Here is a 19,165-nt window from a genome sequence, read left to right as displayed (position 1 = left end):
GCGACCGCCCATGGAAAAAGACACAGACGGTGGCGCGGCGCTGTGCTGGCGGCGCAATGGGCGTGCCGGCACACGGTCAACCTTTCATTTTGACGACGGCAGGGATTCGCTCGGCCGCGACGGCGCGCGCCTGTTGTGGGACAGCATGCACTGGGCCGCGGCCGAGGTGCGCAAACTGCCGGCGCGTCACGGTTTCGACATCGGCTACCGGCCCGGCAGCCTGTGGGCGGCGGGGCGGCCGCGGCGCGTCGCGATGCGCGCGCAGGCCCGCGACGAAGCGGCCGAGCGCCGGGGCTACGACCGGCTGCGCGTGATCGGGCGTCACGAGAGGTCCGAATGGCCGGGCGGCACGCGCTACCTCACGCGGTTCCACGATCCGGAATCCGGCCACCTGAATCCGCAAAAGCTTGCGCTCCGGCCAGGGCAATGCCTGATTTAACGCTTCATTACGATGGACCTTCCGGAAAGGTGCTAGATTCGCCCATCGATATCTCGCAATCGGAGAGGGCAGACAGATGCTGAAGAAATTGGCAGGGATGGCCGTGGTGGTCGGTGCGGCGGCGGTGGCGTCGGTGCCGGCCGTGGCAGGCGACACGAACAACGCCCTGGGCGGCGCGCTGGGTGGCGTTGCCGGCGCGGCGGTCGGCAACGCGGTTGGCGGCAGCACGGGCACCGTGATCGGCGGGGCAGTGGGTGGTGGCGCGGGCGGTGCTGTGACGTCGAACAAACGCGAACGCACGGGCGCGATCGTCGGCGGCGCACTGGGCGGCGGCGCAGGCGCCGCTGCGGGCAACGCGATGGGCGGCACGGCCGGCGGGCTCGTCGGCGCCGCCGTGGGCGGCGGTGCGGGCGCGGCGCTGGGCGGCCACGTGTCGCGCAACAACTCGCGTTCCAGCGATCACCACCACGGCAACAAGCACAAGAAGCGCTACAAGCACGACTGACCGGCGGTTCCCCGGTGAGTGTCGACGGCGCCGGGGTGCCTGCATGAATGGCGACGGAGGCGGTCAAGCGGTCAATCCGTCTTTCCGTCCCCGGTGATCAGCGCGTTGAGTACCAGATTCGAGATGGTGCGGTAGGCCGCGTCGAAATCGTCGTTTCCCAGCGCACGCTTGCCGAGCACCAGCAGCATCTGCGGGGCGAAATCCGCATACGCCTGCGTGGCCGCCCAGATCAGGAAGAACAGGTGCTCGGCATCGACCTGTCTGACCTTGCCTTCCTCGATCCAGCGTTCGAGCACCCGGATGTCGTCACGCAACACCGGAATCAGTTGTTTGCGGATTTCCTTTCCGTAGGTCCTGGCCCCGCCGATGATCTCCAGCGCAAACACCCGCGATCCATGCGGGCGATTTCTGGAGAATTCGAGTTTGGCCCGGATATAGGCCGACATGGCTTCCGCGGGCTCGCGATCGGGCGCCGCAAACTCCCGCATCCTGCCGAGCCAGTCCCGCAATACGTCGTCCAGCACGCGTTGGTAGAGCGCCAGCTTCGTGGGGAAGTAGTACATCAGGTTCTGCTTCGACAGGCCGGCGGCCGCTGCGATAGTCGCAACGGAACTCCCCTCGAATCCGTCAATGGCAAACGATTCTTCGGCAGCGGCGAGAATGGTCGCCTCGAGCGTGTCGCGCAGCGCTTCGCGCCGGCCGTGAGGCCGGCCGGGCGTTCCTGCAGTCGGCTCGGACGGGTGCCTCACGATGTTTCCTCCAGCATGTCGGACCAGCGTCGTCGCCCGCTCAACGCGTGCCTGCTTCAGGATAGGTGATGCGTTCGGGCGCGCGCTGCATGATGACCTTCCCGGCACGGAGCGACAGGCGAACCTTGGCCTGTGTGCGAACCACTTCATAGTCGCAATCCGCGTCGAGAATCAGCAGATTGGCCGGCCGCCCGACCGCGATGCCATAGCGATCGCCCAGGGACATCGCATCGGCGCTGTGCTCCGTCACAAAGTCGAGGCATCGCTGCAGGTCTTCGTAGCCGAGCATGTGGCACACGTGCAGGCCGACGTCGAGGATACGCAGGATATTGCCGTTGCCGATGGGATACCACGGATCCTTGATCGAATCCTGTCCGAAGCACACGTTGATGCCGGCGCGATCGAGTTCCGCGACACGCGTAATGCCGCGTCGTTTCGGGAAGGTGTCGAAACGCCCCTGCAGGTGGATGCTTTCGGTCGGACACGAAACAAAATGGATTTCCGACCGCTTCAGCAACCGGAAAAGCTTCGAGCAGTAGGCGTTGTCGTAGGAACCCATCGCGGTCGTGTGGCTGGCCGTGACGCGCGTGCCCATCCCGCGAACCCGCGCTTCCTCGGCAAGCACTTCCAGGAAGCGCGATTGCGGATCGTCGGTTTCGTCGCAATGAACGTCGACCAGGCAGTCCTTGCGCTCCGCGAGCTCCATCAGGAACTTGATGGAGCTCACGCCCTGGTCGCGTGTGTTCTCGAAATGCGGAATGCCGCCGACGACGTCGGCCCCCATGTCGATCGCGCGCTCCATCAGCGCACGTCCGTTCTCGAACGACTCGATGCCTTCCTGAGGGAAGGCGACGATCTGCAGATCGATGAGATCGCGCGCTTCGTCCCTGACCTCGAGCATCGCCTGCAACGCGGCAAGCGTGTGATCGGTGACGTCCACGTGCGTGCGCACGTGCTGGATGCCGTTGTCGCGCAACATCCCGATCGTGGTGTGGGCGCGGGCTTTCGTATCCTCATGGGTAATGGTGGCCTTGCGCTGGCCCCACCGCTCGATACCTTCGAACAGCGTGCCGCTCATGTTCCACTCGGGTTCGCCCGCGGTCAGTGTCGCATCCAGGTGGATATGCGGCTCGACCAGCGGCGGGATGACGAGATTGCTGCCCGCATCGATGATGTCGTCCCCTTGTGACGTCAGCGGCGACGGCTGGAGGTCGATGCCGCGAATCGTGCCCGCATCGATGTCGATCGTGAAGAGGCCGCTACGGCCGCGCAATCTGGCGTTGATGATTTTCATGAGTATTCCTGTGGTTCGGGGGGAGCGGGAGGGCGCGCAGCGGAATCAATCACCCTGAACGGACGGCTCGCGCGCGAACGCGCGGGCAATCTGCAGCAGCACGACGTAGGCGGCCGCGGACGCCGCGATGCCGACGATCGGCGCGATCCACGGCGAGGTATAGGCGAGTCCGGCGCCGATTGCATACGCGGCCAGGCCGACCAGGTTGAAGCGCGGAAGGCGGGCGGTGGCAAGCGACGGGTATTGCCCGCGATGGCGGTACCAGTAGTCCGCCATGATCACGCCGCCGACCGGCGGAATGATCGAGCCCAGCAGCACCAGGAACGGAATCAGCAACTCGTACATCCCGCCGACCGCGAGCACGATGCCGATCGCCGCGCCCACGAGTACGAGCGTGCGGCGCCGTTCGGTGCGCAGCAGATGGCATCCGGCGGCCGCCACGTTGTACATCGTCGGCCCCTGGATGGTCCAGAGATTGAGGCACAGCATCACGACCGCCGCGATCGACAGGCCCTGCAGCATCATCACCTCGACGATGTCGGCTTGCTGATAGACGATCGCGCAGTATGCGCCCGCGATGATCATCAGGCCGTTGCCCGCGAAGAATCCGATCATGCTGGCCGAGACGGCGCTGCGCGCGCTGCGTGCGAGGCGGGTCCAGTTGGTTGCCTGGGTCGCGCCGCTGGCGAAGGTACCGATGACCATGGTCACGGCGGCCGAGAACTGCATCGGATGAGACGGCGCGATATGCGTGAGGCCGGCCCACCCGCCGATATCGCGGGTGGCGATCCACATCGACGTCATCAGGAGCACGAACATCAACGGCACGGAGACGCGCGACAGCACATCCATGCCGCGATAGCCGATGATGGCCGTGATGGAAAATCCGAAGCCGAAGAGGATCATCAGCGGCGTGGTCACGGAGGCCGGCCAACCCAACAGCTTGACCAAGACGATCGCCACCGTCGCGGTTCCCCATGCGTACCAGCCGAGTTCGGCGAAGCCCAGCAGGAAATCGGACAGCTTGCTGCCGACTTCCCCGAAGCAGAATCGCCCCATCAGTACCGCATTCAGGCCGCTGCGGGCGGCAATCAGCGCAAGCGATGCCGCATAGGCGGCGAGCAACAGGTTTCCGATGACGGCGATCTGGATCATGCTGACGACGTCGAAGGCGACACCGATCTTGCCGCCGGCAAACATCGTTCCCGTGAAGAACGTGAAACTCAACAACACCATCGTGATGGACAGGAATCCGGTGCGTTTCTCGAGCGGAACTTCGCTCAGCGAGAATTCTCCGTGATCCGATTCGTCCATCGGGTTTGCATCCCGGTTCGTAGGCATCTTGTCTCCCGTCAGCGATTGGGTTGGGTCTGAAAGGGGTTACGGGGGCCGTGCTTGGATGGGTGACGCGCTGTTTCAGCGGGTTATTCTCTCAGTCCAAAATTTTTACAAGGGTAAAAATTTCGTCCGAGTGGATGGCAGGAACATTCACCGGGCCCGTGCGGTTCACGCGCGCGGCGTTTCGGGTATCGGCCGGTCCGGCGCGCGTCATGCCGCGGGCGGGCCGCATGTCGAGCCGATGTTTCCGGTTTCTGCACCATGGGCAACGCAGGTACGTGCGGCTGGCGGCAGGCCGGCCGACCCGTCCGACAACGGCGATCGAGGATGGAAGCACGAACCCGCCAGACCTGGACGCCATCGATCTTCGCGGTTTTCGCGAACGTCGATTTCGGCGCTGGCTGAGTCTGCCTAGGCTGCGAATCTTCAGCGAACCAGACTAACGGCGCAGCGTTGATTCGTCAGACCGATACGCCGTTTTTTTGCTCGCTTGCTTCCGTGAAATTGCCGTGCTAATTTTTCATGAAATTTCTCGGCGAAAATTTCACTGGAGTCCGCATGTTCGCGCAGTCCGACCGCCACGTCGCAAGCTACTACGCCGGCACCTATCCGGCGCCGATCCCGCATCGTCCGGAACTGGACGAACGCATCGACGCCGACGTGCTCGTCGTCGGCGCGGGTTTCAGCGGGCTGCATACGGCGTTGCGTCTCGCGCTTGCCGGCAAGCGCGTCGTCGTGCTCGAAGCGAGTCGCGTCGCGTGGGCCGCGTCGGGCCGCAACGGCGGACAGGCGCTGCTCGGCTGGTCGTGCGACATGCAGCCGCTCGAGGATTCGCTCGGCCGCGACGGCGCACGCCTGCTGTGGGACAGCATGCGCTGGGCCGCGGCCGAGGTGCGCGAACTGCCCGTTCGGCATGGGTTCGACATCGACTACCGGCCCGGCAGCCTGTGGGCGGCGGTGCGGCCGCGGCGCGTCGCGATGCTCGAACAGGCCCGCGACGAGGCGGCCGAGCGCTGGGGCTACGATCGGCTGCGCGTGATCGGCCGTGACGAGATGCCCGAATGGATCGGCGGCACGCGCTATCTCGCGGCGCTGCACGATCCGGAGGCCGGCCACCTGAATCCGCTGAAGCTCGCGCTCGGCCTCGCGCAGACGATCGAGCGCGCGGGCGGCCGCATCTTCGAGCAGAGCCGCGTGCTCGACTGCCGCGAGGCGGCCGGCGGTCACATTGCCCGCACGGCGCGCGGCGAAGTGCGCGCGGACGTGCTCGTGTTGGCCTGCAACGCGTATGTCGACCGGCTCGATCGCGACCTCGCGCGCCGGTTGCTGCCGGTCGGCACGTATCAGGTCGCGACCGCGCCGCTCGCGCCCGACGTCGCCCGTGCGCTGCTGCCGCAGAACAGTTGCGTGATCGACAACCAGTTCGTGCCCGACTACTTCCGCCTGAGCCCCGACCACCGGCTGCTGTTCGGCGGCGGCTGCACGTATCTCGGCGGCATCCCGGCCGATATCGCGGCGGCGACGCGCCCGCACCTCGAACGCGTGTTCCCGCAACTGGCCGGCGTGCCGCTCGACTACGCGTGGGGCGGCCATATCGACATCAGCATGCGCCGCACGCCGGACATTGGCCGCCACGGGCAGCGTTTCTGGCTGCAGGGCTTCTCGGGGCACGGCGTGCTGCCGACGCTCGCCGGCGCACGCGCGGTGGCCGACGCCGTGCTCGGCGACGAACGCCTGCTCGCGCAGTACCAGCGCATCCGCAACCCGCGCTTCCCCGGCGGCGACCGGCTCGCCGCGCCGCTGGAAGCGATCGGCAAGGCCTGGTACCGTCTGCGCGATACCGTCTGACTGCACCGGAACCCACCATGAACGAACAGGAAGAGATAGAAAGCCTGGCCATCCTGATCCGCGACCTGCGCAAGCATCGCAAGGTCACGCTCAACGATCTCGCGGAACGGATCGGCCGCTCGGTCGGCTTTCTGTCGCAGGTCGAGCGCGGGCTGTCGCGCCCGACGGTGGCGGATCTCACCGCGATCGGCGAGGCGCTCGGCGTGCCGACCACCTATTTCTACAGCCTGAGCAAGCCGCGCAGCGTGCCGTGGGTCACGCGGCCCGACGAGCGGCGCACCGTGTATTACGCGGCCGGCATTACCGACATCCTCGTGTCGCCGAACATGCGCTCGCGCTTCTCGATTCTCGAAAGCCATCTCGCGCCGGGCGCGAGCAGCGGCGAGCGGCCCGTCGACGATAGCGACGAGCAGGGCGGTTTCGTGCTCGAAGGCGAACTGACGATCTGGATCGACGGCGACGATATGCCCATCACGCTCGGCCCGAACGACGCATTCCAGCTTCCCGCGCACAAGCGTTTTCGCTATGCCAACCTGACCGACGCGCCGACGCGCGTGATCTGGGTGTTCACCTGAGTTGTCGGCGGGGCGGGCGGTGATGCAGGCCGCCGCGCCACGCAGCCTGTTTGCAGTACTGATTTAAATGCGGCGCTCGTGGTCCGGCGTGCCGCGTGAATCCGGTTCGCCGCGCTGCGGCACCGCCATACAAGACATGGAAAGGATGAGACATGGCTGACGTCGTTCCCGCGCTGGTCGATGAAGTCCGCGCATTCCGGCAGGCGTACCCCGAGATCCGTTATGTCGACCTGATCTGCCTCGACCTGCCCGGACATTTCTACGGCAAGCGCTACCCGATCGATGCGCTCGAAAAGGTCGCGGCCGGCTCGCTGCTGAAGCTGCCGCAGAACTGCATCCTGCTCGGCACGCAGGGCGGGCTCTACAAGATCGGCGACTACTGTTTCAACGACGGCGACCCGGATGCCGTGCGCCGGCTGATCCCCGGCACGCTGAAGCCGGTGACCTGGGAGAAGCAGCCGCTCGGGCAGATGCTGATCACGACGGACGGCACCGACGCGCCGGTCGAGTTCGAGCCGCGCGAGGTGCTCGCGCGCGTGCTGAAGCGGCTCGCGCGGCGTGGCATCCGGCCGGTCGTCGCGTTCGAGCTCGAGTTCTACCTGTTCGACGCGCAGCTCGAGGAGGGGATGCCGAAGTATCCGCGCGATCGCCTGTCCGACGATCGCGACGATCAGCCGAACATGCATATCGAGCGGCTGTCGCGCTTCTCCGACGTGCTGCACGAGATGGTCGACGTCGCCTGCAAGCAGGGGGTCGACGCGACCGTGATCACCGCCGAGCTCGGGCCGGGCCAGTTCGAGATCAACTTCGGCCATTGCGACGACGGGCTGCGCGCGGCCGACTGGTCGGCGATGTTCTGCCGCAGCACGCGCGGCGTCGCGTTGCAGCACGGCTATCGCGCGAGCTTCATGGGCAAGCCGTACCTGCATGCGCCGGGCAGCGGGATGCACGTGCACGTGAGCCTCTACGACGATGCAGGGCGCAACCTGCTTGCGGCGGACGGGCAGCGGCCGCTGCGGCACGCGGTGGCCGGATGCCTCGCGCTGCTGCCGCATTGCATGCCCGTGTTCGCGCCGAATCACAACGCGTTCCGGCGTTACGGTTCGATGGTGAACGCGGCGAGCCGCGCGAGCTGGGGCTTCGAGGATCGCGATGCGTGCATCCGGATTCCCGAGTCGGATGCGCGCAACCTGCGGATCGAGCACCGGCTCGCGAGTGCGGACGCGAACCCGTATCTGGTGCTCGCGGCGATTCTCACCGGGATGGAGCACGGGCTCGATGCGAGGATCGAGCCGATCGCGCCGCTCAACGAGAATCGCGGCAGCGGGATCGATTTTCCGAAGGAGATGCTGTCGGCCGTCGCGGCGATGCAGGATCATGCGGCCGTGCGCGAAGGGCTCGGCAGCGAGTTCGTGATGGTGTATTGCGAGAACAAGCGGCAGGAGGAGCTGGATTTTCGCAATGAGATTGGCGCGCGGGAGTATCGGTGGTTTTTGTGATCGGTAACGGGGCGGCGGTTCCTGTGCGGTTGCGTGTTTGATAAGCTGCGGCGTACACGGCGGCCGGTTCCGGTTCCGCCGCGGGCGACCGGCTGCCCCGACGCGCAGCGGATGGGCAGATTCGGATCCCGGCTTCGCTCGATAATCAAAAAGAGAGGGCCCCGTGACGACCGATCACCGAGATACCGAACCGCCGTCCACGCGCGTCGATGAAGTCGTGAGTGAGCATGCCGTGCCACCGGCCGGCACGCCGCGTCTTCCGGCCGTGTTGCTGTGGGTGTCCGGCATTCCGCTCTGGGGGCTGCTGGCAGCCGCCGTGATATGCGTGTCGCGGATCGATCGCGACCTGTCGGTCATTGTGTTCATGGGTGCGCTGATCTTCCTCAGCGAGGTCGGCATCGTGCTGTATGCCGTGGTCGCCGTCGTGCTGCTGGCCTACGCAGTGAGTCGCAAGCCATGGCGTGCCCCGCGATTTGCGTGGGCGTTCTGGCTACAGGTGCTGCTGTTGGTTCTGGCCATAGCGCTGATTGCCACGTTCAAGATCGACGATTACCAACGCCATCACCCGGACCCTCGGGAGGCGGCCCGCGGTCAGCAGATCAATGACGACTATGCCCGTATGGCAGCCGCATTGCGCACCGACGATGCAGTCGCGTTTCGGCAGGCGTTTGCCGACTGTGCGGACGATTGCGATCGCGCGACATGGGTGAGCGAGGCGGTCCGCAAGACGGCGCCGCGCAGCCTCGCGGTCACGCTCGAAGGCGTCAGGCATGCGAGCGAGGTACGCCTGGGCGGGAGCGATCCGCCGACGTTCTGCAAGGACGGGGTGGCTTATGTGATGCCGCCCGACATCGCGCTGCGCGTCGGTTTTCGAAACGTGCCGGCGATCACGGCTCAGTTCCTGCCGTTGTGGGGCCCCGACGAGCGGAGCGCCGCGCTGCACGGCGCTGTCATGAGCGGGTCGATCGCACTGATGAACCAGCTCGTTGCGCTGGGTGTCGATCCGCAGCATCTGCAAGGCGACAGCCGCTTCGAGAGCCTGTATGCGAGCGCGGCGGCGGGCGCGGCAATCGCATCGGTCGACTGGCTGGCCCATGCAGGCGTCACGCTCCATGCCGCGGAAGATGTGGGCGAGGTCTGGTATCGGTTCGCGAAGTGGACCGACGTGAATCCGCCGGAAATCGCTCGCAAGGGCGCGGAGGCGTGGCTCGTCGCATCCGCGAAGATACCGATGGATGGCGCGGCGGCACAGAACCGTATCGAACCGCTCGAGCGGGCGGTGGATGTCGAGGCGCCGGTACTCGTGCAGGTGTTGTTGCAACACGGATATCGCGTTGCCGATCTGGCGCCGGAATATCGGGCGCGTTTCGATACGATGCAAGACCTGATCCGGCATTCTTTGATGCCGGTACCGGATACGGTGTGTGACGACGATGCAAACTGATCGCGCCGTCGAGCGACGCCTCGGGTGCTTATCGGTCCCGCGCGGGCGTCATCGGCAGGCCCGCTCCCCACGCGCTCGCGAGCGCTTCGATTTCGGCGATCGGATCAGCCTGCCGGGCGGCTTCGTGCGTGTCGTTGCCGAACAACCGCTGCGCGAAGTCGCGTGCGCGCAGCGTGATTGCCGCGGTTTTCGGGCTGCGCCGCAGCGTGAACGCTGCGAGCGCAGCGTCGAGGTCGCGGACGTTGCCGTTTCCGTTCCCGTGTTCATCGAGGCAGCGCGCGAGATGCCACGCGTCCTCGAGCGCCTGGCATGCGCCCTGTCCGGAGGTGGGGAGCGGCGCGTGCGCGGCATCGCCGATCAACAGCACATTGCCGCGGTGCCACACGTCCACCGGGTCGAGATCGTGCACGCGGATCTTCGCGATCGTGCCCGGTGGCGTCGCGCGCATCACGTCCGCGATGGGCGCCGGCCAGCCGTCGAAGAGCCGTTCCAGCAGCGGGCCCGGATCGTCCGGCGCCGCGTCGTCGTGTTCGCTATCGTCGAATTCGGCCTCGGCCCGGGCCGCCGCCCAGTACATGCGATGCGAGTCCAGCGCGACGATGCCGAATCGTTCGCGCCGGCTCCAGTAGTCGAATATCGATACGTCGTCGACGAGCGGCACATCGCTCTGCGCCACGCCGATCCAGTTGACGAAGCCCTGGTAGACGGGTGTGGCGTTGCCGACCACATGGCGTCGCGCGATGGAGTTCATGCGGCCGTCCGCGCCGATCACGAGGTCGGGGGCGATCGTCGCGCCGTTGTCGAAGCGAACGACCGCGCGACCGTCGGTGCCGGTGTCGATGGCCGTCGCGCAGTGGCCGAAGCAGATTTCGATGTCGTGCGCGGCGATGTGCCGGGCCAGCACGGCCTGCAGGTCGCGCCGCAGGATCGAGCGCGTCGGGAAACCCATGCGGCGGTCGAGCGTGCCGATGTCGACGCGCTTGAACGGGGTGCCGTCACGGTCCATGCACCGCATCGCGCGCAGGTGGCCGCTGACCTTGACGATGTCCGGCAGGAGGCCGAGTTGCTCGAGCACGAAGCCGGCATTCGGCCAGAGCACGACGCCCGCGCCCATCGTCGTCTCGGACGGCCTGCGTTCGTAGAGCCGTATCCGGTGCCCCTGCCCGGCAAGCGCAAGCGCGGTGCTCATGCCGGCCACGCCGGCGCCGAGAATGGCGATATCCATGTTGATGCTCCCGTAGGTTCGTGCGTGCGCTCGCGTCGGCGCGGGTTCGTGCGTCGGCGGCCACGCTTGACTGGATCCGCATCGTAAATTACGGTCTCGAACGGGATAAGCCGTGAAAAACGGCGAGCTTTGATACCTGAAACGGGATAATGATGCGCAGCAAGCTGGATCTGAACGCGGTGCGCGTGTTCGTGTCGGTCGTCGACGAAGGCAGCTTCGCCGGTGCCGCGCGCGTGCTGTCGATACCCGGTTCCAACGTGAGCCGCCATGTGGCGCAACTGGAGTCGCGGCTCGGCGTGCGTCTGCTGGAGCGCAGCACGCGGCACCTGCGCATGACGGAGGCCGGGCGCCTGCTGCACGAGCGAGCGAAGCCGATGCTCGACGCGCTGACGCTCGCCGAGTTCGAACTGACCTCGCAGCAGACGGAGCTGCGCGGCCTGCTGAAGCTCTGCGTGCCCGGTGAAATCGGGCCGCGCATGCTCGGGCCGATCGTCGCGGAATTCGCCAGCCGGCATCCGCGTGTCGAAATCGATTGCGATACGAGCCTCGCAGGCGTATCGACGCTGCGCGACGAGTTCGACCTGTCGATCATCGTCAATCGCGGCAAGCTCGACGACAGCACGTTCGTCGTCAGGCCGCTCGTGAACTTGCCGAGCGTCGTCGTGGCCGCGCCGTCGCTGATCGAACGCACGGGCATGCCGACCCGGACGGAGCAGCTCAGGCAACTGCCGTGCATCACGACGTTGAGCACGCTGAAAGGGCAGCCGTGGCAGTTCGCCGACGGCGACGGGCGGGTTCACAAGATTCCGGTCGCGAGCCGGTATCGCGTCAACAGCGGCGAGATGGCGGCGCTGGCGGCGGTGAACGGGATCGGCTTCGCGATTCTCGTCGAACGCGGGTGCGCGGCCGAGCTGGCCGCCGGGCGGCTGGTGCGCGTGCCGCTGGAGATGGCGCCGGCGCCGCTCGAACTGCTGGCCGCGTATTCGAGCCGCAACTCCGTCAACGCGAAGATCCGCGAGCTGCTGCAGTTGATGCAGGCGCGTTTGGCGGCGGCAGGGGCGATGCCGTCATGATGATCATTTCTGCAATGCGCGCCAGTAGCGCACTTCGTCGATGGGCGCACCGTCGATCTCGAACGTCTTGATGTCGTCTTCGGCGACGAAGCCTTCGCGTTCGTAGAACGCCCGTGCGCGGCGGTTCTTGACGAGTACCCAGAGCGACACCCACGCATGGCCCGCGTCATGCAGCGCACGGCAGGCATGGTCGACCAGTGCCGCGCCGACGCCTTGCCCGCAATGCGTCGGATGCAGATAGATCGCTTCGATTTCGCCCCAGGTGCGGTCCTTGTCGGTGTCGCGCGTCGGGCCGTAGGCGATCCAGCCTGTCGGCCCGCTTTCCGAGAACGCGAGTGCGACATGCGGCCGTCCTGCGTCGAGCGCGTGACGCCACGAAGCGGTGCGCTTCTCGACCGACAGGCCGGCGAGGAACGGGGCCGGCATGATACCCGGATAGGTGGCCTGCCACGACGCGACGTGGATCGCGGCGATGGCCGGGGCATCGGCGAGCGTAGCAGGGCGGATGTCGATTTTCATCAGGTTCGCTGGTCGGCGCCGTAAAGCGAGTAGAACCGATACGGCAGGTCGCCCAGTTCGCTTTCGACGCGCTCGTACTGGGCAAGCGACTGGAGCCACGTGAGAAAGGTGGCCTCGGTCATGAACGATTGCAACGTGTCGACGACTGCTTCGCGCTGCGCGGGATGAATGAAGTCAAACGTTGCGGTGTTGCGGCCGGGCGAGCCGGTCAGGCAGCGGGATCCCTGCCAGTCGATCCGCGGGTAGTCGGTGGGGCTGAATGCCGACGGATGCCGGATACGGCCGGAGAGCAGGTCGTTCGCACCGACACACCAGAGCATGAGCTGCGCGCGCCAGAGCGGATCGTCGATGTCCAGCACCGAGGTCAGCCACGCGTGGATGTCCGATGCTTCCAGGTATTTGATGCACAGGAACATCGACGCCGAAAATTGTCCGCTCGCATGGAACCAGTCTCCGCTACCGGATGAGGGTTCGTGAGCGTGATTGAAGCATGCGGCCGTATCGAGCGCGCCCGATGGCCAGCATCGGGCCTCCATCAGGCATTGCCCGAGCGTGTCGAGCACATCGCGGCGGAACCCCGGGTACGGTTCGGGCGAGATGCGATCGGGGTGCTGCGAAACGAACCCGGTGATCAACCACTCCAGCAATGCGTGGTGCTGCCCATCGTGGCTGCGCGCGGTCAGGTGCGCCAGCAAGTAGTGGTACCACCGCTGCCATTCGTCGCTCAGGCCGAACGACATCGTGCCGACGACGATTTCTTCGAGCGGCGTGTCGAGCTCTGCGATGTCGATCGATTGCAGATCGCCTTGCAACACGGCGAATAGCCGTCGCGATTCTCCCATGAACCACGCTTCGCCCATCGGCTTGTCCGGGCGCGGAAATGCCGATCGCAGTCTGGCCAACGCGAAAGGGGAACACCCGCTTTCGGGGATCCATCGAAACGGGGCGGACTGAGTACGCATCAAGAAGCCATGAAGTCGTCACGCGTTGCTGCCGGATTCATTTCGCCGGATCCAGGCTGCCGTCGATCGAAAAACGGTAGTTGATGTCCACCTGCGATGCATCGCCCGGTGCGGCGGTTTTCTTCAGCACGAATTCGAACGCAGGCTCGAACCAGCCGTTGCGCGGGACTTCTCCGCCGAGGATGTCGACCTGATACCAGCCGTTGTCGATCTCGATCACGGGCCTGCCCGGCTCGCGGTAACGCGCAAGCAGTGCGTCGACCGTTGCGTCGTTGAAGCGTTCGAGAATCCGCCACGTGTAGAGCATGATCGAACGATGTTCGACGCGCAGCACGTACCCGCCACGCCGATGCTGCAGGCGGCTTCCCGTCTTCAGCAGTTCGGGTGTTGCGCCATCGAGCGTGAAGATCACCGTGTACGGATGGTTCTCGATGCCGGCCAGCGGAATGACGACGCCTTCCAGCACGGCGCGGTCGCCGCTGTCGCTCGTCGTGAACGCCGTTGCGACGTCGTCCGACAGTCCGTGCTGCTCCTGGTAGCGCTTCAGCAGCAGGAGATCGCCGACGAGAAAATAGTCGACCAGATCGTTGAGGACTTCCGGGAATTCATGTCGCATTGCCGCTCCTTTCGCGGTGCCGACGCGCGGGGATCGCAAGGGCATGAAGCGCCGCGTCGCGAAACGCTTCGCGGCGCGGCACGCGCGAAGCCCTTAGTCGCCGAGCTTCGACGCCACGCAACCGGTGCTCGTGCACTCGCGCTCCCGCTCGCGCAGGAACGACAGCCGCGACTGCGTCATGTCGGTCGCGCACTGGAGATCGACGAGGTAGCCGTTGTTGCGCGTCTCGCTGCACTGCGCGTCGCGCTGCCTCAGCCACGCGAGCTGGCCGGCCTTCAGCGTCGCCTGCTGGTCGCTGCTCAGTTGCTTGCGCAGGCGGCCGTACTCGTCGTTGAGGTCGCGGTCGGATTGCGAGAATTGCGTGCTGCTGCAGTACACCTGGTCGAACGCGCTGTGCGGCTTCGCACAGCCGGCCGCGTGCGCGGCGAACGGAACGGCAAGCGCGAGCAGGGCGCAGGATGCGAGCAGATTCTTCATTTTCATGGTGATGCTCCTGACTGGGTGAAAACCGTTGGGCCCGACGGGCGTCATCGTCGTTTATTTCGGCGCGGTGCACGCGTCGATGCCGCCGGCGATCGCGGTGGACAGCTTCCGGATCGTCTCGCGACGCGCAAGCCGCGCTTCCTCGTCCGGATTGACGATCACGCCGGCCTCGACGAGCACGGCCGGAATCGGCGCGGTGCGCAGCACGACGAGATCGTCGAAGCGGTGGATGCCGAGTTGCGGGTCGATCAACGGGCGATTCTCGCCGCGGATCGGCTGCGCGTGATACAGCGACGGCCGTTCACCGGCCGCCACCAGCCGCTCGGCGATCGCCTTTGCGCAACGCAGGCTTTCCGCATAGTGCGGATTGCGTTCCGACACGAACACCGAGAAGCCGCGGAATTCGCGCTGCCGGCCCGCGTCGATGAACTGCTGCTGCATCGAGTCGTGATGGATCGACACGAACAGGTTCGCGTCGGGTGCCTGCGTCGAACGCTGGTCGAGGGCGATCTCGCGGCCGTCGGCCGACGTGCGCAGCACGCGGTCGCCATGCGCGGCGAGTTTTTCGGCGACCGCCGTGGACAGATCGAGGTTGTACAGGTATTCGACGCGGCCGCTCGCGCCGGTGGAGCCCGGGTGCGCCGGCGTATGGCCGGTGTCGACGACGATGTAGCGCCCGGCGGCGGGCGTGGTGCCGGCGGGGGCTGCGGTGTCGGCCGCATGCAGTGCCAGCGGCGCGCCGAGCAGCGGGGCGCAGGCGAGCATGCGCGCGGCGGCGCGCGCGAACGGGCGAAGGCGTCGGATGGTTCGGTTCGTCATTGTTGTTGTCGAGGCGGGCATACGGCGCGTCGGACGGCGCGGCACCATCGGCCTGCTCAATGCAGTCGGAATGTCGCGCGATTATAGCGGGTGGCGGCGCCGCCGCAATGACGGATGACGGCCGTCAGGCCAGCACGCGTCGGGCGGCGAGCATGCCCCAGTACGACGCTTCTTCGAACAGCGACAGCCCGGACAGGTCCGCATGCGCAAACACGACGGGGCCGTCGGCATCGCGCAGCGCGAGCAGCCCCGGCCGGCTCAGGAAGCCGACGTCGGGCGTCGCCATCGCGTGGCCGCGCACGGTGATCTCGAGCGCCGTCGCGTGTTTCCACAGGTCGCGCCCGTAGACGGCCTGCAGGTCGATCGCCGCCTGTTCGCGCAACGCATCGGGCTTCGCCTGCGCGAGCCAGCGGCGCGTGTCGTCCGGCGCTTGCGTGCTCAACGCCTGGTACGCGGAGAACACCGAGCGCGTCGGCGGCGACATGCGGATCAGCTGGTGCGTCGACACGACATAGCCGAGCCCCGCGCCGTCGTAGACGACGTTGTCCCACGCGAGCGGCACGCCCGCTGCTTCGGCCGGCATGCCGTCGAGCAGGAAGTTGGACACGAGCCACGGCGCGCGTGGCGGCAGGTCGCGCGCAGGGTCGAAGCCATACGCGCCGAGCTGCGGAAACACGCGCGCCGCGACGAACAGCGGCATCGCGCAGACGACGCGTCGCGCCTTCAGCGTGAACGTCGACAGCGCGCCGTCGTCGCCGATGCGCGCGCACAGCACGTCGACGCCGCTCGCGCGCTCGGTCGCGCGCACCGCGAAGCCGTCGCGCGACCACGCGTTCGAACCGGTACGCGCGGTGATCGAATCGGTGAGCTTGGTCACCATCGTGTGCAGCCCGTCGGGCCAGGTCAGCACCGCGCCGTCGCTCGCGTCGCCCGCGTGGCCGCCGCGCGACGAGAAATAGTGCAGGCCGGCCCACGCGGACACGTGCTCGTATCCGGCACCGTAGTCGTCGCGGCAGCAGTAGTTCAGATACCAGTGCAGGGCCTTCGCGGTGTAGCCCTCGTCGAGCAGCCACTGACGGAACGAGCGCCGGTCGAGCGCGCGCCAGCGCGGGTCGCGCGACGATTCCGCGATCGGGATGCAGAACACCTTGCGGCCATCGGCGCCGCGCGCGGTGCGCAGCGTGTCCGTGTACGTGAAGAAGCGTGCCTGTTGCGCGAGCGCGTCGGCGCCGAGGCCGGCCGTCGGCACGATGCCGTCCCGCCACTGCCCGGCGATGAAGAGCCGTTCGTCGGGCGCATGGACGAGCACGCGCTCGTCGTACACCGGGTGCGCCGAGAACGGCGCCGATTCGATCACGCCGAGATCGGCGAGCATGTCGCGCAGATGCGTGGATTCGAGCGACGGCAGCGGCAGGTAGTGCGCGCCTTTCGGATAACCGAGATCACCGAAGCGGCCGCCGGCCGCGTTGCCGCCGAATTCGGGGCCCGCGAGCACCGTGAAGTGCTGGTGTCCGGCGCGCGCGAGCTGCCATGCGCACGACAGCCCGGCGGCGCCCGCGCCGAGGATCGCGACGTCGGTCTCGAGCGTGCCGGACGGCGGCGGCAGCGTCGCATGGTCGCGCAGCGCATGGCCTTCGCGCATGCCGGGGTAGCCGACCTGCGGCGTCGTCTCGATCCAGCCGGTGCGCCCGCAGGCGGCGAGCGACGCGGCTGCCGACGCGACGAGGAACGTGCGGCGGTCCATCAGCGCAGCACGTGCTTCCAGTCGTCGTCGAAACGGCGCACGAGCGGCTGGTCGTTGAGTTCGTTCGGCGACATCGGCAGCGCCGGCATGTCGGCGGGGAAGTGGAACATCTCGGCGGCCGTTTGCGCGTCGAGCCAGCGCGTGGGCACCGAGTAGTGCGTCGGCACCGTGAAGTCGCGGCGCTTGCCGGCGATCACGAAACCCCAGTCGCCGAACGACGGCACGTAGCAGTGGTACGGCCACGTGTTGAGCCCGGCTTCGTGCAGCGTCGCGATGATGGTCCAGTACGCGTGCGGCGCGAAGTACGGCGAGGTCGACTGGATCACCGCGTAGCCGTTCTCCGACAGGTGGCGCGCGAGCAGCCGGAACACCGGCACGGAATACAGCCGGCCGAGCCCGAAGTTGGTCGGGTCGGGGAAGTCGACGACGATCGCGTCGTACACGTCGGCGTTCGATTCGAGCCAGCGCACCGCATCGTCGTTGATCACGTGCACGCGCGGGTCCTTCAACGAGCCCTGGTTCAGCTTGACGAGCGGCGCGGACGTGGAAAACAGCTTCGTCATCGCGGGATCGAGATCGACGAGCGTGATCTGTTCGAGGTTGCGGTGCTTGAGCAGCTCGCGCACCGCGAGACCGTCGCCGCCGCCGAGCACGAGCACGCGCTTCGCCCACGGCAGCGCCTCGATCGTCGGGTGGATCAGCGCCTCGTGATAGCGATGCTCGTCGCGCGACGAGAACTGCAGGTTGCCGTTCAGGTACAGCCGCATGTCGTCGTGCCACTGCGTGAGCACGATGCGCTGGTACGGCGTCGTTTCCGAATAGATCGTCTCGTCGCCGTACACGCCGTGTTCGGCCCAGTGCGTGATGCGATCCGACAGCGCGAAGCCGGCGATGAGCAGCCCGATCACGAGCGACGCGCGCATCAGCTTGCCGCGCACGTTGCGGATCTCGTCGCGGAACAGGTGCGTCGTCCACAGCGCGACGAACGCGTTCAGGAGCCCGAACAGGAAGCTGGTGCGCAGCAGGCCGAGGCGCGGCGCGAGCACGAGCGGGAAGATCAGCGATACGGCGAGCGAGCCGAGATAGTCGAAGGTCAGCACTTCGCTGACGGTATGGCGGAACGCCTGGCGCCGCTGCTGGAACGCGCGCATCACGAGCGGGATCTCCATCCCGATCAGCATGCCGAGCGCCAGCACGAGCGCATAGAGCGCCGCGCGGAACGGCGCGGCGAGCCAGGCGAACACAGCGAACAGCAGCGCGGCCGACACGCCGCCGAGCAGGCCGACGAGCAGCTCGATGTCGACGAAGCGGTCGAGCACGTCGTCGTCCTCGACGAACTTCGCGAGCCACGAACCGATCCCCATCGCGAACAGGTAGCAGCCGATCACCGACGAGAACTGCAGGATCGAATCGCCGAGCAGGTAGCTGGACAGCGCGCTGCTGATCAGTTCGTAGCCCAGCCCGCACGACGCGAGCACGAGAATCGACAGGACGAGCGCGCGCTTATGCAGCATGGTGCGTCCGTTGTGCAGCGGTCGGCAATGTGGATATACTGGCGCGGAATTTTGACTGCTGGCCCTGCGCGGGCCGGCCAGCGACGGGGCGGCGAACCGAGCACAAAATCCGAGGGAAAGAATGAATAGTGCCTATCTCTATGCGGTTCATTTACTGTCGGCGTTCGTGCTGCTTCTTGTGTTCGCGGCAGTGTACCTGAAGGTCACCCCGTTCGACGAACTGGCGCTGATCCGCGACGGCAACGCGGCCGCGACGCTGTCGTTCGGCGGCGCGCTGATCGGCTTCTGCCTGACGCTCGCGTCCAGCATCGCGCACAATTCCACGCTCGGCGAAGTCGTGATCTGGGCCGTCGGTGCGATGGTCGTGCAACTGATCACCTATGCGGCGCTGACGCGCCTGATGCCCGGCATGAATCATGCGATCGAGGATCGCAACGTCGCGATGGGCGGCCTGATGGGCACCGCGTCGCTCGTCGTCGGCATCATCAATGCCGCCTGCCTGACCTGACACGCCACGCG

At 66.7% G+C, this 19,165-nt stretch carries 18 protein-coding genes and 1 pseudogene; 8 read left to right on the top strand and 11 right to left on the bottom strand.

The window, feature by feature from the left end; all coding sequences use genetic code 11:
- Nucleotides 1-103 precede the first annotated feature (103 nt).
- Nucleotides 104-415 (top strand): annotated as a pseudogene (locus QZM67_RS05670) (FAD-dependent oxidoreductase); the annotation flags it as partial.
- 100 nt (nt 416-515) lie between these two features.
- A complete protein-coding gene (locus tag QZM67_RS05665; RefSeq protein WP_301801201.1) occupies nt 516-944 on the top strand; it encodes a hypothetical protein in 429 nt (142 codons plus the stop codon).
- Nucleotides 945-1,015: 71 nt separating this feature from the next.
- Here QZM67_RS05665 and QZM67_RS05660 read toward each other — a convergent pair whose 3' ends face one another.
- Genes QZM67_RS05660 through codB form a run of 3 tightly spaced genes read right to left on the bottom strand, consistent with a single transcriptional unit; the run spans nt 1,016 to nt 4,328 of the window.
- Entirely contained in the window at nt 1,016-1,693 is a 678-nt protein-coding gene (locus QZM67_RS05660; protein WP_043180039.1) for a TetR/AcrR family transcriptional regulator, read from the bottom strand.
- Between the two features lie 40 nt (nt 1,694-1,733).
- The gene (gene codA / locus QZM67_RS05655; protein ID WP_301801199.1) at nt 1,734-2,987 is read right to left on the bottom strand and encodes a cytosine deaminase; all 1,254 of its coding nucleotides are present in this window, start codon (nt 2,985-2,987) and stop codon (nt 1,734-1,736) included.
- A 45-nt stretch (nt 2,988-3,032) separates the two neighbouring features.
- Nucleotides 3,033-4,328, bottom strand: a complete 1,296-nt coding sequence (gene codB, locus QZM67_RS05650; RefSeq protein ID WP_367620422.1) for a cytosine permease — start codon at nt 4,326-4,328, stop codon at nt 3,033-3,035.
- 555 nt (nt 4,329-4,883) lie between these two features.
- Between codB and QZM67_RS05645 the strand changes: the two genes are divergently transcribed.
- From QZM67_RS05645 to QZM67_RS05630, 4 genes are all read left to right on the top strand, one after another.
- Nucleotides 4,884-6,173, top strand: a complete 1,290-nt coding sequence (locus QZM67_RS05645; RefSeq protein ID WP_301801197.1) for an FAD-binding oxidoreductase — start codon at nt 4,884-4,886, stop codon at nt 6,171-6,173.
- A 17-nt stretch (nt 6,174-6,190) separates the two neighbouring features.
- Nucleotides 6,191-6,748 carry a helix-turn-helix domain-containing protein gene (locus QZM67_RS05640; RefSeq protein WP_111018628.1) on the top strand — a complete coding sequence of 186 codons (558 nt, stop codon included), beginning with the start codon at nt 6,191-6,193 and terminating at the stop codon, nt 6,746-6,748.
- 152 nt (nt 6,749-6,900) lie between these two features.
- Nucleotides 6,901-8,247 carry a glutamine synthetase family protein gene (locus tag QZM67_RS05635; protein WP_301801196.1) on the top strand — a complete coding sequence of 449 codons (1,347 nt, stop codon included), beginning with the start codon at nt 6,901-6,903 and terminating at the stop codon, nt 8,245-8,247.
- Between the two features lie 265 nt (nt 8,248-8,512).
- The gene (locus QZM67_RS05630; protein WP_301801195.1) at nt 8,513-9,691 is read left to right on the top strand and encodes a hypothetical protein; all 1,179 of its coding nucleotides are present in this window, start codon (nt 8,513-8,515) and stop codon (nt 9,689-9,691) included.
- A 28-nt stretch (nt 9,692-9,719) separates the two neighbouring features.
- Here the strand turns inward: QZM67_RS05630 and QZM67_RS05625 are convergent, their stop codons facing one another.
- Nucleotides 9,720-10,916: an FAD-dependent oxidoreductase gene (locus tag QZM67_RS05625; protein WP_301801194.1), complete on the bottom strand. Its 1,197-nt coding sequence runs from the start codon at nt 10,914-10,916 to the stop codon at nt 9,720-9,722.
- Nucleotides 10,917-11,068: 152 nt separating this feature from the next.
- Here QZM67_RS05625 and QZM67_RS05620 point away from each other — a divergent pair, with 152 nt between their 5' ends.
- Nucleotides 11,069-11,989: a LysR family transcriptional regulator gene (locus QZM67_RS05620; protein ID WP_301801421.1), complete on the top strand. Its 921-nt coding sequence runs from the start codon at nt 11,069-11,071 to the stop codon at nt 11,987-11,989.
- 3 nt (nt 11,990-11,992) lie between these two features.
- Here the strand turns inward: QZM67_RS05620 and QZM67_RS05615 are convergent, their stop codons facing one another.
- The 7 genes from QZM67_RS05615 to QZM67_RS05585 all read right to left on the bottom strand — a co-directional run bounded on the left by QZM67_RS05615 (nt 11,993) and on the right by QZM67_RS05585 (nt 18,646).
- Nucleotides 11,993-12,508 (bottom strand): GNAT family N-acetyltransferase, encoded by a 516-nt coding sequence (locus QZM67_RS05615; RefSeq protein WP_301801193.1) that lies wholly within the window; start codon nt 12,506-12,508, stop codon nt 11,993-11,995.
- Nucleotides 12,508-13,368, bottom strand: a complete 861-nt coding sequence (locus QZM67_RS05610; protein WP_301801192.1) for a hypothetical protein — start codon at nt 13,366-13,368, stop codon at nt 12,508-12,510. Before QZM67_RS05610 ends, QZM67_RS05615 begins: the two co-directional genes overlap by 1 nt.
- Before the next feature lie 139 nt (nt 13,369-13,507).
- A complete protein-coding gene (locus QZM67_RS05605) occupies nt 13,508-14,086 on the bottom strand; it encodes a hypothetical protein (RefSeq protein ID WP_301801191.1) in 579 nt (192 codons plus the stop codon).
- Nucleotides 14,087-14,179: 93 nt separating this feature from the next.
- Nucleotides 14,180-14,569, bottom strand: coding sequence for a lysozyme inhibitor LprI family protein (locus tag QZM67_RS05600; RefSeq protein ID WP_175022136.1), 390 nt, complete (start codon nt 14,567-14,569; stop codon nt 14,180-14,182).
- A gap of 54 nt (nt 14,570-14,623) precedes the next feature.
- Nucleotides 14,624-15,388: an N-acetylmuramoyl-L-alanine amidase gene (locus QZM67_RS05595; RefSeq protein WP_301801190.1), complete on the bottom strand. Its 765-nt coding sequence runs from the start codon at nt 15,386-15,388 to the stop codon at nt 14,624-14,626.
- 124 nt (nt 15,389-15,512) lie between these two features.
- Nucleotides 15,513-17,132, bottom strand: a complete 1,620-nt coding sequence (locus QZM67_RS05590) for an NAD(P)-binding protein (RefSeq protein ID WP_301801189.1) — start codon at nt 17,130-17,132, stop codon at nt 15,513-15,515.
- Nucleotides 17,132-18,646, bottom strand: coding sequence for a polyamine aminopropyltransferase (locus QZM67_RS05585; RefSeq protein WP_089452256.1), 1,515 nt, complete (start codon nt 18,644-18,646; stop codon nt 17,132-17,134). Before QZM67_RS05585 ends, QZM67_RS05590 begins: the two co-directional genes overlap by 1 nt.
- Nucleotides 18,647-18,767: 121 nt before the next feature.
- Between QZM67_RS05585 and QZM67_RS05580 the strand changes: the two genes are divergently transcribed.
- Nucleotides 18,768-19,154, top strand: coding sequence for a DUF350 domain-containing protein (locus QZM67_RS05580; protein WP_021163477.1), 387 nt, complete (start codon nt 18,768-18,770; stop codon nt 19,152-19,154).
- The last annotated feature ends 11 nt before the right edge of the window (nt 19,155-19,165 follow it).

This window comes from Burkholderia sp. AU45251 (assembly GCF_030482905.1).
Lineage (GTDB): Bacteria > Pseudomonadota > Gammaproteobacteria > Burkholderiales > Burkholderiaceae > Burkholderia > Burkholderia aenigmatica.
This window is presented reverse-complemented; position numbering and strand designations above follow the sequence as displayed.

Excerpts from the sequence above, each read along its gene's own strand:
- QZM67_RS05665 (WP_301801201.1), top strand. The coding sequence starts at position 516 with ATGCTGAAGAAATTGGCAGGGATGGCCGTGGTGGTCGGTGCGGCGGCG.
- codA (WP_301801199.1), bottom strand. The coding sequence starts at position 2,987 with ATGAAAATCATCAACGCCAGATTGCGCGGCCGTAGCGGCCTCTTCACG.
- codB (WP_367620422.1), bottom strand. The coding sequence starts at position 4,328 with ATGCCTACGAACCGGGATGCAAACCCGATGGACGAATCGGATCACGGA.
- QZM67_RS05645 (WP_301801197.1), top strand. The coding sequence starts at position 4,884 with ATGTTCGCGCAGTCCGACCGCCACGTCGCAAGCTACTACGCCGGCACC.
- QZM67_RS05640 (WP_111018628.1), top strand. The coding sequence starts at position 6,191 with ATGAACGAACAGGAAGAGATAGAAAGCCTGGCCATCCTGATCCGCGAC.
- QZM67_RS05635 (WP_301801196.1), top strand. The coding sequence starts at position 6,901 with ATGGCTGACGTCGTTCCCGCGCTGGTCGATGAAGTCCGCGCATTCCGG.
- QZM67_RS05625 (WP_301801194.1), bottom strand. The coding sequence starts at position 10,916 with ATGGATATCGCCATTCTCGGCGCCGGCGTGGCCGGCATGAGCACCGCG.
- QZM67_RS05620 (WP_301801421.1), top strand. The coding sequence starts at position 11,069 with ATGCGCAGCAAGCTGGATCTGAACGCGGTGCGCGTGTTCGTGTCGGTC.
- QZM67_RS05615 (WP_301801193.1), bottom strand. The coding sequence starts at position 12,508 with ATGAAAATCGACATCCGCCCTGCTACGCTCGCCGATGCCCCGGCCATC.
- QZM67_RS05610 (WP_301801192.1), bottom strand. The coding sequence starts at position 13,368 with ATGGGCGAAGCGTGGTTCATGGGAGAATCGCGACGGCTATTCGCCGTG.
- QZM67_RS05605 (WP_301801191.1), bottom strand. The coding sequence starts at position 14,086 with ATGCGACATGAATTCCCGGAAGTCCTCAACGATCTGGTCGACTATTTT.
- QZM67_RS05600 (WP_175022136.1), bottom strand. The coding sequence starts at position 14,569 with ATGAAAATGAAGAATCTGCTCGCATCCTGCGCCCTGCTCGCGCTTGCC.
- QZM67_RS05595 (WP_301801190.1), bottom strand. The coding sequence starts at position 15,388 with ATGACGAACCGAACCATCCGACGCCTTCGCCCGTTCGCGCGCGCCGCC.
- QZM67_RS05590 (WP_301801189.1), bottom strand. The coding sequence starts at position 17,132 with ATGGACCGCCGCACGTTCCTCGTCGCGTCGGCAGCCGCGTCGCTCGCC.
- QZM67_RS05585 (WP_089452256.1), bottom strand. The coding sequence starts at position 18,646 with ATGCTGCATAAGCGCGCGCTCGTCCTGTCGATTCTCGTGCTCGCGTCG.
- QZM67_RS05580 (WP_021163477.1), top strand. The coding sequence starts at position 18,768 with ATGAATAGTGCCTATCTCTATGCGGTTCATTTACTGTCGGCGTTCGTG.